Below are 12,635 nucleotides of genomic sequence, written 5' to 3'. Positions count from 1 at the left end.
TGAGGCCGGGATGGCCTCCTGAGCTGGGAGCGCGAGTTCGATTATCGTCACCCGCTCCAGACGGCTCATGGTCCGCCGCCCGCCGGGGGGGGCTCACGCGGTCCCGGTCGTCGACGGATCGTCAATGTCGACGGTGATGACCGTACCGGACGTCGACGTGAAGGTGGCTTGCCGACCTGACACTTGGATGGTGCGGAACGGATCGGCCTCCTCCAGGAAGACCGCCCATACAAGGCCGCGGTCGGATCGCACCCGGCCGAAGAAGCCGTCCGAGCCGTAACAGCCTTCCCCTGCCCACAAAACGTCACCGTCGCCCAGCTCGTGAGTACTCAGTCCGTCGACACAAGCCACGAGGTCCGGCTCTTCTGACAGCAGCTGTTCGACGTCGAGTGCCTCATTGATACGCAATACCCGCTCTGCTCGGGAAGCCGACACCTCATACGCCCTGCCATCGGCGAAATAAAGCCCGTCCACCGCAGGAAGTTCATACGTCAGCCAAAGCCGCTCGATCACCGTCATGAATTCCTACACTTTCTCCTACGGGGAAGAGGGCTCGAAGTGCCGGGTCAGGCCGGTAAAGGGGTCATGTACGGCCAGGACGTACGTCGTCCCGTGACTGACATAGACACTTCGTTACGGTGCTCCCCATGACCGACGAGACCCCCGCATGTCCCGAGTGTGGTCAGCCCATGCGGTTCGGTGGCTTCGTGCTTTCGGGGCGGGAGGATGGTGGCCGGCGGGGCTGCCGGACGTTGTGGCGGTGTGTCGGGCAGCACGTCTGGTGGCGCTGGGCCGACCGGCCGGATGAGCCGCTGGAGATCTGCCCCTTCCCGAAGCTGTTCCGATGACCTCGGTCGGCCCGCGCCGACCGGCAACGGCAGAAGCCCACGGCTCCGAGTAGCTCGGAGCCGTGGGCTTCCTCAGCCTCGCTGGTGGGCGAGACCCGTGATCAGTAGACCGGCTTGTGGGGTTCGATCTGGTTGACCCAGCCGATGACGCCGCCGCCGACGTGGACCGCGTCGGCGAAGCCGGCGGACTTCAGGACCGCGAGGACTTCCGCACTGCGGACACCCGTCTTGCAGTTCAAGACGATCTTCTTGTCCTGCGGGAGGCGCTCCAGGGCCGTGCCCATGAGGAACTCGTTCTTCGGGATCAGCGTGGCGCCCGGGATGGAGACGATCTCGAACTCGTTCGGCTCGCGGACGTCGATGATCTGGATGTTCTCGCCGTCGTCGATCCACTCCTTGAGCTGCTTGGGAGTGATCGTGGAGTCGATCGCCGCCGCCTGGGCCTCCTCGGAGACGACGCCGCAGAAGGCCTCGTAGTCGATCAGCTCGGTGACGGTCGGGTTCTCGCCGCAGACCGCGCAGTTCGGGTCCTTGCGGACCTTGACCTGGCGGTACTGCATCTCCAGGGCGTCGTAGATCATCAGGCGGCCGACCAGCGGGTCACCGATGCCGGCGAGGAGCTTGATCGCCTCGTTGACCTGGATGGAGCCGATGGACGCGCACAGCACGCCCAGCACGCCGCCCTCGGCGCAGGAGGGGACCATGCCGGGGGGCGGCGGCTCCGGGTACAGGCAGCGGTAGCAGGGACCGTGCTCGGACCAGAAGACGGACGCCTGGCCGTCGAAACGGTAGATCGAGCCCCACACGTACGGCTTGTTCAGCAGCACACACGCGTCGTTGACCAGGTAGCGGGTCGCGAAGTTGTCCGTGCCGTCGATGATCAGGTCGTACTGGCTGAAGATGTCCATCACGTTGTCGGCTTCGAGCCGCTCCTCGTGAAGGATCACGTTCACGTACGGGTTGATGCCCTTGACGGTGTCACGGGCCGACTCGGCCTTGGAGCGGCCGATGTCGGACTGGCTGTGGATGATCTGGCGCTGCAGGTTCGACTCGTCGACCTCGTCGAACTCCACGATGCCGAGGGTGCCCACGCCCGCGGCGGCCAGGTACATCAGCGCCGGCGAGCCCAGGCCGCCGGCGCCCACGCAGAGCACCTTGGCGTTCTTCAGCCGCTTCTGCCCGTCCATGCCCACATCGGGGATGATCAGGTGGCGGGAGTACCTGCGAACCTCGTCTACGGTGAGCTCGGAAGCCGGCTCGACCAGGGGTGGCAGCGACACGGGGACTCCGTTGGTCGGTCAATCACTACAGTTGTTCTCTCCGTAACACTGCCACGCCCTTCTTCATTCCGAGACACCCGTTCCGAGGCGCGAGACGGATTCGTCCCAGCAGCCGGGCACCGTCCCCCGGGGGCCGGTCCGCCGGGGCGCCGGCCGTGGTCAGATGCGGCAGGCCGCTTCCATCCAGATGTCGGCCAGGGACTCCTCGAGGTTGATGCGGGGCCGCCAGCCGAGGCGGTCGCGGGCGGTGCGTACGTCTGCCTGCTGCCAGCTGCCGCAGCCGTCGGGATAGGGGTAGGCCACCGGGGGCGCGTGGTCGGCTTCGGCGCGGGGGTGCCCGAGGGCGGTGCGCAGCGGCCCGGGCGGGGCGTCCAGTTCGTGGAGGGCACCGCCGTATCCGGCCACGCGCGCGAGCACGGCGGCGGCGTCCCTGAGGCGGACGGCGCGGCCGGAGCCGATGTTGATCACGCCCTGCGCGGCGGAGAGCGAGGCGGCGTGCACGGCCCGGGCGACATCGCGTACGTCGACGAAGTCCCGCTGCACGCCGAGCCCGCCGAGTTTGAGCTCGCCGTCGCCGGACTGCATGGCGCGGCGCATGGCCTCGGCGAGCCGGCCGAGCGGGGAGCCGGCCGGGGTACCGGGCCCGGCCGGCGAGAAGACGCGCAGGACGACCGCGTCCAGGCCGGAGCCGAGGACCAGTTCGGTCGCGGCGAGCTTGCTGACGCCGTAGGGGCCCCCGGGGCGCGGTACGGCGTCCTCGGGCGTGGAGGAGCCGGGCTGGCTGGGCCCGTACTCGGAGCCGCAGCCGATCTGCACCAGGCGGGCGCCGCAGCCGCTGCGGCGCAGCGCCTCGCAGACGGTGGCCACGGCCACGGTGTTGTGCCGGGTGAGTTCGCGGGCGCCGCCGCGGGTCGCGCCGGCGCAGTTGATGACGACTCCGGGGTGGACCGCGTCCAGGAAGCGGGTGAGCGCGCCCGGGCTGCCGGTGGCGAGGTCGAAGCGGACGTCGGCGTCGTCGCCGCGCCCGAGCGCGGTGAGCTGGACGGCCGGGTCGGCGAGCAGGCGGTCGGCGACGAAGCGGCCGATGAAACCGTTGGCTCCGATCAGCAGGACCCTCATCGGGCGGCTCCCGGGGTGTGCGCGCCGGTGGTACCGGCCGTGTCGACGGCTCGTGCGGCTGCTCCGGACGCTCCGGCGGTTCCGGTGGCTCCGGACGCTCCGGGTCGGGAGGTGGTCATCTGGTGTTCTCCTTCAGAGGGATGGTGCGAAATGCCTGCGGCGAGTGGGTCGGGCCGGCGGGCGGGAGATCTACTCGGGTGCTCCCGTGGGAGCGTGGGCCGAGGCCCGGGTGAGGGTGCGGCCGGCGTGCCACAGCAGGGCCAGCGCCGCGGTGCCGCAGGCGAGGACCGGTACGGCGGCCTCGCCCCCGACGTCCACGAGGGTCTGTACGGGGGCCGCCAGGAAGGCGCAGCCGGGCAGCCGGCCGGCCGTCGGCAACGCCAGCGCGAGCGCCTCCGCGAGCACGGCGGCCCCCAGCGCGCGGGCGGGGACGCGCCGGTGGCGGTGCGTGGTGAGCAGGCGGGCGGACAGCAGCAGGGCGCCCAGGGTGAGGGCCTGCGGGTAGGCCGCGGGCTGGTGCAGGGCGGTGCCGCACAGCGCGAGCAGTGCGGCCAGGGCGGCCAGGAAGAGGGCGTACGCGCCGAGCAGCGGGGGTGTGACGGCGGCCGTGAACTGCCTCAGGGTCCGGCTGCCGGTGAGCCCGCGGTGGGCGCCGACGGCGAGGAGGTGGGCACACCAGGCCGCGGGGGCGCAGGCCAGCAGAAGGGCCAGGGCGGGCGCGGTGGCCGTGGGCCAGGGGCCTTCCGGGGAGCCGGCGGGCGGGGTGTCGGGGCCGCCCGTCAGGACGGCGTGCAGGAGGCCGTCGCCGAGCAGGGCGTACCCGAGGAGCCAGAGCGTCCAGACGCGCGTGCCGAGGGTTGTGCGCCCCGCGTGAGTGCCGGGAGCGATGCGCTCGGCGCGCGCATCGGGCTGCGCGGTGCGCGCCGGGCGTGCGTCGGGAACGGTACGCCCCTTGCTGGCACCGGCACCGGCACCGGTGCCAGCGCCGGGGGCGGGGGCGGTGCGCCACGCACGCCTGGCGGGCGGGCCGGCGAGCGGGCTGTGGCGCAGCGCCGCGCGGGTGGCGAGGGCGACGGCGAGGAGGCCGCCGAGCGCCACCAGCAGGCGGGGGGTCCCCTGGGTGAGGCGCAGTCCGGTCACCGTGCCCGCGCCGAGTGCTCCGGGCAGGACGGTGAGCAGCAGCCAGCGGGCACGGACGCGGGGCACCGGCAGCGGCTGGGGTTCCGGGGAGGGCCGCTCGGTGTCGCGCGGCACGCGCGCGTGCAGTTCCTCGGCCAGCGAGAAGACGTCACGGTGGCGGCAGCGGGCGGCCGTTCGGTCGGTGACGCCCTGCGCCTCCAGGCCCACGGCGATCTCCAACGGGTCCACGGCCCGCTCGCACAGCTCTCGGTGCCGGTGCAGCAGCGCTTTCACCGGGTCTCCCGATCCGTACGGAACGCCCCCGCCCCGCACCTGCCCGCCGAATCCCGCCGATGGTGAGGGACCGCTCCCAGGACCCGTCCCGGCCGGACCGGCCAACGGGCCGAAGGCGGACCCGAACCCCTGCCGACCGGCGGACAGCGGACCCGCGGCAGGCAACGAACCCGCAGACGGCGACCCCGCAGAGAGCGACTCCGCAGAGAGCGACCTCGCAGACAGCAAACCGGCGGACAGCGGCCCCTCGGACAGCCGCTCCCCCGGCGACCGTCCGCCTCCCGACGACCGTCCGCTCCCCGGCAGTTCCCCCGCCGGCACCCACTCCCCCGACCGCGCGTCCCACGGGTCCGCGCCACTCGGCATCCCCGGGCGGTCCGAACCCACCGGATCCACCCAGGCCGGTTCACTCCGGCCCAGGTCGCCCCCGTCCGGACCCGCCCAGACCGGATCACTGCGGACCAGGCCACTCCGGACAGCATCAGCCCGGGCCGGGTCTCTCCCCCCGGGGCCTCTCCCCGCCGGAGCACCGTCGCCCGGGTCGTCCGCCGTTGCGCCGGCCGGCGTGCCCGGCTCGCCGCGCCTCACCTGGGGCTCGGCGGTGGACTCGGCGGTCAGGCCCGAGCCCGAGTCAGCTCCGCACCCGGGCCCCCGGCCCTCCGCTCCATGGCCGGGCCCCCGGCCCTCCGGGTCTCTCATCGTGCCTCCTCCACCGACGGCTGGGTGCTGTCCGCAGCCCACGCGGGGACACCGCGGGGCTGGGCGTGGTCCTCGGGACCGGTCCAGTGGCCGGGGACGAGGGACTCGGCGGGGGCCGCGAAGGGGCGGGGCTCGTCCGGCGCGCCCCGGCGGACCGGACAGCGTGCGGCGATCTCCAGGTAGATGCCGTGAAAAGCCATGGTGTTGCGCTCCACGGTGAACAGTTCCAGTGCCCGGGCACGCGCGGCGGCGCCAAGGCGCGCACGGCGCTCCGGGTCGCGCAGCAACGCCACGCACGCCTCCGCGAGCGCCCTGGGGTCGTGCGGTGGTACGACCAGTCCCGTGCCGCCGATGACCTCCGCGACCGCTCCCACGTCCGTCGACACCGTGGCCCGGCCGCTGAGCATGGCCTCGACGAGGCCGGCCGGGAAACCCTCCGCGCCGCCGGAGTGGACGGCGACCGCGCAGGCGGCGTACGCGTCGGCCACTCCCGTCTGCTTCGCGGGGCCGCCGGTCTCCTCGAAGGAGACGGGTTGGTCGCCCTCCGCCGCGTCCGGGAAGAGCCGCGCGGCCAGCGTCCGGCAGTGGCCGAGGTAGGCGGCGCCCTCGGGGCCGGCCGGCGTGCCCAGCACGCGCAGGCGTGTCTTGGGCTCCTCCCGGCGGACCTCGGCGAAGGCGTACAGCAGGGTCTCCAGGTCCTTGGCGGGGTCGACCTGCCCGGCCCAGACCAGCGTGCCCGGGTCGGTCCGGAGCGCCGGCTCGGCCGCCTCCGCGAACCGTTCGGCCGCCGTGCCGGGGTACACCGTGCGGATCCGGGCGCGGTCGGCGCCGCACCGTTCCTGCCAGCGGCGCGCGTGCGCGTCGCCCGCGGTGAGGAGTTCGGCCGCGCGGTAGACCTCGGCCGCGAGCCGGCCGTGGAAGGCGGCGAGGACGGCGCGTACGGCGGGGGCGGCGGTGTGCGGGCCGGACGTCAGGTAGTGCGTGCGCAGGTGGACGGCGTACTCGGTGACGAGCAGCGGCACCCCGCAGAAGTGCCGGGCGAGCAGGCCGCAGAGGGCGGGCGGACCGCCTGTGGTGGCGTGGCAGAGGTCGGCCGCGCCGAGGGTGTCGTCGTCGTACCAGTCGAGCGAGAGGGGGCGCAGGGCGCGTTCGAGGTGTGCGGCGATGGTGAGCAGGTCGGACACCCGCGCCTCGTGCGCCGCGCACAGCGCGCGGGGCGCGCGGCAGGCTCGCTCCAGGGCGCGTACGGCGATGTCCGAGCGCAGGGCGCCGGCCAGTCCGCCCTTGTCGCGGGCGAGTTCGGCGAGTCCGTACAGCGCGCTGCCGAAACGGTCCGCCAGGCTCCCGGGCGTGCCCGGCTCCTCTGCTCCGGGCACGCCCCCGGCGGCTCCGGCGCGCGCACACACCGCCCCGGCCAGTTCCTCGTAGCACTCGGCGAAGCGTCGGCGTGCCCGCCGGCCGTACGCGGGCCCCTCGGCCGTCCGCAGCGGCGCCGTACGCACCCGGCGGACCTGCGGCGGCAGCGGGACGCGGTGGCCGTCGGCGTCCTGGTGCGGGCCGTGGCCGAGCGCGTAGACGTCGAACTCGTGCTGCTCCAGTCCGCGCACCAGCCGTTCGCACCAGAGCCAGGCGTCACCGCTCACATACGGATGGCCACCTTCGGTAAGCAGCCCTATGCGCATGTGTGCACCCCCGGTCTCCCGTCTGGGGAGCCGCCTTCGGGCCGGCGGCTCGCAGCGGGATGAACGTAAGGGGACGAGGAGGTGGTGCGACGGACGGTTGTCCGTCGCACCACCAAAAGGGGTGAACGCTCGTAACTTTCGCGTGCGGGTCGCGTTCGTCCGCGCTAATGCGTCACAGGGTGACGGTGCGAGCGCGAAACGTCACGGCAATCAAGCGGGCGCGGAGCCGGGCGCTAGGCCGCCGCCGGTTCACGCCGGGCGGCGCGCCGCCGGGCCGCCAGCTCCGGGTCGAGCGCGGGTACGGCGGCCAGGAGCTGCCGGGTGTACGGCTCGCGCGGGCTGTCGTAGACCTCGTCGGCGGGCCCGTACTCGACGAGCCGGCCCCGCCGCATCACCGCGACCCGGTCGCTGACCTGGCGGACCACGGCGAGGTCGTGCGCGATGAAGACCAGCGCCAGGCCGAGTTCCCGCTGGAGTTCGCCGAGCAGGGCGATCACCTGGGCCTGGGTGGTGACGTCGAGCGCGGAGACCGGCTCGTCGCAGACGAGGACGCGCGGCTCGGCGGCGAGCGCGCGTGCGATGCCGACGCGCTGGCGCTGGCCGCCGCTGAACTCGTGCGGGTAGCGGTCGTAGTGCGCCCGGTCGAGCCCCACGCGCTCCAGCAGGTCCGACACGCGCCCCCGGATGCGCTCCTCGTCGCGTTCGCCCCGCGCGCGGAGGGGGTCGGCGATGGACTCGCCGACGCTGCGGCGGGGGTTGAGGGAGGAGACGGGGTCCTGGAAGACCATCTGGACGGCCGGGTTCACCCCGGTGTGCGGGCGTCCCTCGTAGCGGATCTCGCCGGCGGTCGGCTCCAGCAGCCCGACCAGCATGCGGCCGAGCGTGGTCTTGCCGCTGCCGCTCTCGCCGACCACGCCGAGGGTCTCCCCGCGCCGGACGGTCACCGAGATGTCGTCCACGGCCGCGAACGCCCGCTTGCTGCCCCCGAATTCGCGCCGCACCCCGGTGGCCTCCAGCACGACCTCGCCGGTGGCCGGGGAAGCGGTCCGGCGGGCGTCCACGCGCGGGACGGCGTCGAGCAGCTCGCGGGTGTACGGCTCGGCGGGCGCGGCGAGGACGGCGCCGACCGGGCCGCGCTCGACGGCTCTGCCGTGCCGCATGACGAGGATGTCGTCCACGCTCTCGGCGGCCACGCCCACGTCGTGGGTGACGAGCAGCAGGCCCATGCCGGTCTCCGCGCGCAGGGCGTGCACCAGGTCGAGGATCTGGGCCTGCACGGTGACGTCGAGGGCGGTGGTCGGCTCGTCGGCGATCAGCAGGTCCGGCTCGCCGGCCAGGGCCATGGCGATGAGGGCGCGCTGGCGCATGCCGCCGCTGAACTCGTGCGGCCGGGACCGGGCCCGCCGGGCCGCGTCGGGGATGCCGACGCGGTCCAGTACCTCGACGGCTCGCGCGCGTGCGGCGCGGCGCGTCACGCGCGCGTGCACGCGGTAGACCTCGGCGATCTGGTCGCCGATCGCGTAGTACGGGTCGAGCGAGGACAGCGGGTCCTGGAAGACCATGGCCGCCTTGGCGCCGCGCAGCCGGCGCAGCTCCTCGTCGGAGGCCGCCTGGACGTCGGTGCCGGCCACCCGGACCGAGCCGCCGACCCGGGCGCCGGTGCCCCGGTGCAGGCCCAGCAGGGCGCCCGCGACCGTGGACTTGCCGGAGCCGGACTCGCCGACCAGGGCGAGGGCGGCGCCCTCCGCCAGGCTGAAGGAGAGTCCGTCGACGGCGCGCAGGGCCCCGAACTCGACGGTCAGGTCCGTCACTTCCACCAGGCTCATGCGAGCACCACCCGTCGGTCGGCCACCGCGTACAGGACGTCCGCGACGGCGTTGGCGAGGACCACGAAGAAGCCGGTCACCAGGACCATGCCGACGACCACCGGCAGGTCGACGACCTTGACCGCGCGCACCAGTTCCTGGCCGATGCCGGGCAGGCCGAACAGGGACTCGGTGAGGACGGCGCCCCCGACGGCCGAGCCGACGGTGACCGCGTTGAGCGCGATGACGGAGGCCGTCGCGCCGCGCAGCGCGTGCCGGACGATCACCGCGCGTTCGCCGACGCCGTAGGCGCGGAAGGTGCGGATGTGGTCCTCGGCCAGCGTCTCCAGCATCGAGGCCCGGGTCAGCCGGGCGAAGCCGGCCGCCTCGATGAGGGCCAGGGACAGCCAGGGCAGCAGCAGGTTCCACGCCCACTGTTCGGGATCGTCGGTGAAGTTCACGTATTGCGGGAAGGGCAGCAGCTGGAGTTCGCCGCAGACGACGATCATCAGGACCAGCCCGATGACGAAGACGGGGGTGGCGACGCCCGCGAGGGTGACCGCGGTCAGCACGCGCTCGGAGAGCCTGCCGCGCCGCCAGGCGGACAGCACGCCGGTGCCGACCCCGAGCAGCAGCCAGATCACCATCGCGCCGAGCACCAGTGAGAAGCTCACCGGCAGCTTGGCCCAGATGATGTCGGTGACCTCCCGGCCGGTCTGGTACGACTGGCCCAGGCAGGGCGCCGCGCAGTGCTCCACGGAGGTGCCCGTGGAGTAGTCCTGGCCCACGAAGACGCCCTGGAGGAAGTGCCAGTAGCGCACGTACAGCGGGTCGTCGAGGTGGAGCTGCTGGGCCACCTGGTGGACCTGAGCCGGGGAGCAGCGCGGGCCGCAGGTGATCTGGGCGACGTTGCCGGGGGTGACGTAGAAGACGACGTAGATGATCACCGAGAGCACGAACAGGGTGACCACGGCACCGGCGAGCCGGCGCAGGACGAAACCGGGGAAGCCGTTCACGCCCCCTCCTCCTTCTTCGGCTCGGTCCGCGGCGCGGTGGCCGGTACGGCCGCCCGGGCGCGGGCCTCCCGTTTGCGGCCGGTGCCGACGCGCAGCCGGGAGGCGGCGCGCGGGTCGAGGGCGACGCGGACGCCGTCGCCGAGGACGGTCATCGCGAACACGGTGACGAACAGGGCGAGGGCGGGCAGCAGCAGGTACTGCGGGGCCGCCTGGTACCAGACGTCGGCGCTGGTGAGCATCTGGCCCCAGGAGGGGGTGGGCGGCTTCACGCCGACGCCGAGGAAGGACAGGGCCGCCTCGGCGCTGATGTTCGTCGGGACCAGCAGCGCCGCGTAGGTGATGACTGGTGCGGCGAGACCCGGGAGGAGTTCGCGCACGGCGGTCCGCCAGGTGCTCCAGCCGCTGAGCCGGGAGGCGGAGACGTAGTCGAGGTTCTTCAGGGCGAGCGTCTGCGCGCGCACCGTCTTCGCCGCCGTGGACCAGCCGGCGACCAGGGCGAGGATGAGCGCGACCAGGACCGGCCGGGGGAAGCCGTCGGGTACGACGGCCAGCAGGGCCAGCGCCATGATCATCAGCGGGAGCGACAGGAAGATGTCGGTGATCCGGCTCAGGACCAGGTCGATCCAGCGGTTGCCCAGCCCGGCGGCCACGCCCATGGCGACGCCGACGAGGACCTGGACCAGCGTGGCACCCAGCGACACGCCCAGGGAGACCCGCGCGCCGTAGACCAGCCGGGCGAACATGTCGCGTCCGGTCTGCGGCTCGACGCCCAGCCAGTGGTCGGCGCTCGCGCCGCCGAAGGAGCCGATGGGCACGCCTCCGCGGGCGGAGTCGATCAGGTCGGGGTGGTAGGTGGTGGGGTCCTGTCCCTCCAGGGCGGTGAGCAGCGGCGCGGCGAGCGCGACCAGGACGAGCAGCGCGACCACGACGGCGGCGCCGAGGGCGGCGCGCTGCTCCCGCAGCCGCCGCCAGAACTGACGGGCCCCCGGGGCCGCCGGGACGGTGGTGTCCGTCCCGGCGGTCCCGACGGCGGCAAGTGCCTCGCTCACGGTGCTACTTCACCGCGACCTGGGAGACGTCCAGGACACCGGTCCAGTCGCTGATGACGATGTTCTTGACGTCCGAGCCGTACAGGCGCTTGTAGACCGGGTGGAACAGCGGCACGACGAGGGCCTTCTCGCCGATCTTCTTGTCCAGTGCACCCCAGCGGCGGGCGGCCGCGTCAAGGTCGGTCAACTTGTTGATCGCGTCAATCTCGTCATTGACCGACTTGTCGTCCAGCAGGCCCGTGTTGAAGTTCGCTCCGTCCTTGACGATCTGCCGGCCGTCGAAGATGGGCGCGAGGAAGGGACCACCGGACGGCCAGTCCGCGCCCCAGTGGGCGAGGAAGAGGCCCGGCTCGGACTTCACGCTGTGGATCTTGTCCCTGTAGTCGTTGTCCTCCAGGCCCTGGAGCCTGACCGTGATGCCGGCCTTCTTGAGCGCGTCCTGGACGGCGGTGGCGATCTCCGGGCTGGTCTCGAAGTCCTTGCTGTTGGAGTGGGTCAGCGTGAGGGTGAGGCCGTCCTTGTATCCGGCCTGCGCGAGCAGTTCCTTGGCCTTCGCCGGGTTACCGGAGGCGCCGGCCGGGAACGGGTCGTACGGCGTGTAGCCGAAGGACTTCTGGTTCGGCAGGAAGGTGGTGGCGGGCTCGGCGAGGGCGCTGCCGCCGGCCGCGTTGACCACGGAGGAGCGGTCGACGGCGTACGCGATCGCCTGGCGCACCTTCGGGTCGTCGAACGGCTTCACCTTCGGGTTGAACGCGAGGTAGTTGGTGTAGCCGAAGTGGCCGGTGCCCACGCGGGCGGCCAGTTTCCTGTCGCCGCTCACCTTGGCGAGTTCGGCGGGGCCGAGGTTGGTGTCCGTGGTGACGGCGGCGGCGTCCGCTCCCTGGGACGCGGACAGCCGCTGGTTGATCACCGAGGAGTCGAGGCCGGAGCGTACGTCGATGGTGTCCGGGTACGCCTTGCGCTCGGCGTCGGTCGCCGCCGACCAGTTCGGGTTGCGCTCCAGGACGAGGTGCTCGCCGTCGTTCTCGTTCTTGACCACCTTGTAGGGGCCGGAGGAGACCGGGTGCGACTCGTACCTGGTGCCGGTGTCCTTGCTCTTGGGCACCGGGGCGAACTGCGTCTGCGTGGCGAGGTACGGGAACTCGCCCTCGGGCTTGTTCAGATGGAAGACGATGGTCCGCTCGTCCGGCGTCTCGATCGCGGAGAGGCCCTTCTTGTCCTTGTACGGCCCCTGGTAGTCGGCGGCGCCGGCCAGCCAGTCCCGCAGATAGGGGGCGCCGCCGGACAGTTCGGGGGCGAAGGAGCGCTCGATGCCGTACTTGATGTCGGCCGAGGTGATCGGCGTGCCGTCCTCGTACTTGAGGCCCTCCTTCAACGTGTACGTCCACACCGTCGCGTCCTTGTTGGGGCGCCCGGTGTCGGTGGCGAGGTCCGGGACGACCTTCGCGCCGGCCTCGCCGTTCTCGCGGTTGCGGGTGGTGAGGGTGCGGAAGACCAGTGAGGGGACGTTTCCGCCGCCGGAGGTGTACAGGCGCGCGGGGTCGAAGTCGCTCTGCGGCTGGGAGTTCAGGATCGTGAGCGTGCCGCCCTTGTGGGGCGCGGAGTCGCCACCGGAGCTCTTGGCATCGTCCTCGGGGCCGCAGGCGGCGACGCCCGCTGCCACGACCAGGCTGACGGATGCCGCTGCCACGCGGCGCGCTCTGACGGACGGTTGACGCATCGGA

General features: G+C 72.9%; 10 protein-coding genes. 1 reads left to right on the top strand and 9 read right to left on the bottom strand.

Translation table 11 applies throughout. From position 1 onward, the window contains the following. Positions 1 to 93: 93 nt before the first annotated feature. Positions 94 to 519, bottom strand: a complete 426-nt coding sequence (locus HB370_RS26320; RefSeq protein ID WP_030787863.1) for a hypothetical protein — start codon at positions 517 to 519, stop codon at positions 94 to 96. 128 nt (positions 520 to 647) lie between these two features. Between HB370_RS26320 and HB370_RS26315 the strand changes: the two genes are divergently transcribed. Next, positions 648 to 848 (top strand): dehydrogenase, encoded by a 201-nt coding sequence (locus HB370_RS26315; RefSeq protein ID WP_078637667.1) that lies wholly within the window; start codon positions 648 to 650, stop codon positions 846 to 848. 101 nt (positions 849 to 949) lie between these two features. Here HB370_RS26315 and moeZ read toward each other — a convergent pair whose 3' ends face one another. The 8 genes from moeZ to HB370_RS26275 form a co-directional block, all read right to left on the bottom strand. Then, on the bottom strand, positions 950 to 2,128 hold the full coding sequence (gene moeZ, locus HB370_RS26310) for an adenylyltransferase/sulfurtransferase MoeZ (protein WP_030787866.1): 1,179 nt from the start codon (positions 2,126 to 2,128) through the stop codon (positions 950 to 952). Between the two features lie 159 nt (positions 2,129 to 2,287). Next, positions 2,288 to 3,247, bottom strand: coding sequence for an NAD-dependent epimerase/dehydratase family protein (locus HB370_RS26305; RefSeq protein ID WP_030787870.1), 960 nt, complete (start codon positions 3,245 to 3,247; stop codon positions 2,288 to 2,290). A 189-nt stretch (positions 3,248 to 3,436) separates the two neighbouring features. Further along, positions 3,437 to 4,660: a hypothetical protein gene (locus HB370_RS26300; RefSeq protein WP_037702523.1), complete on the bottom strand. Its 1,224-nt coding sequence runs from the start codon at positions 4,658 to 4,660 to the stop codon at positions 3,437 to 3,439. Between the two features lie 695 nt (positions 4,661 to 5,355). Next, entirely contained in the window at positions 5,356 to 7,041 is a 1,686-nt protein-coding gene (locus HB370_RS26295) for a DUF3492 domain-containing protein (RefSeq protein ID WP_078637668.1), read from the bottom strand. Between the two features lie 233 nt (positions 7,042 to 7,274). Continuing rightward, positions 7,275 to 8,867, bottom strand: a complete 1,593-nt coding sequence (locus HB370_RS26290; RefSeq protein WP_030787876.1) for an ABC transporter ATP-binding protein — start codon at positions 8,865 to 8,867, stop codon at positions 7,275 to 7,277. Further along, the gene (locus tag HB370_RS26285) at positions 8,864 to 9,862 is read right to left on the bottom strand and encodes an ABC transporter permease (RefSeq protein WP_030787879.1); all 999 of its coding nucleotides are present in this window, start codon (positions 9,860 to 9,862) and stop codon (positions 8,864 to 8,866) included. Before HB370_RS26285 ends, HB370_RS26290 begins: the two co-directional genes overlap by 4 nt. Further along, the gene (locus HB370_RS26280) at positions 9,859 to 10,911 is read right to left on the bottom strand and encodes an ABC transporter permease (RefSeq protein WP_030787882.1); all 1,053 of its coding nucleotides are present in this window, start codon (positions 10,909 to 10,911) and stop codon (positions 9,859 to 9,861) included. Before HB370_RS26280 ends, HB370_RS26285 begins: the two co-directional genes overlap by 4 nt. A 4-nt stretch (positions 10,912 to 10,915) precedes the next feature. After that, positions 10,916 to 12,631: an ABC transporter substrate-binding protein gene (locus HB370_RS26275; protein ID WP_030787885.1), complete on the bottom strand. Its 1,716-nt coding sequence runs from the start codon at positions 12,629 to 12,631 to the stop codon at positions 10,916 to 10,918. Positions 12,632 to 12,635: the final 4 nt, after the last annotated feature.

The sequence above is a fragment of the Streptomyces sp. DSM 40868 genome, from assembly GCF_011820545.1.
Taxonomy (GTDB): domain Bacteria; phylum Actinomycetota; class Actinomycetes; order Streptomycetales; family Streptomycetaceae; genus Streptomyces; species Streptomyces eurythermus.
Note: the sequence above shows the minus strand (reverse complement) of the source record. Positions and strands in the feature narration are given on the sequence as shown.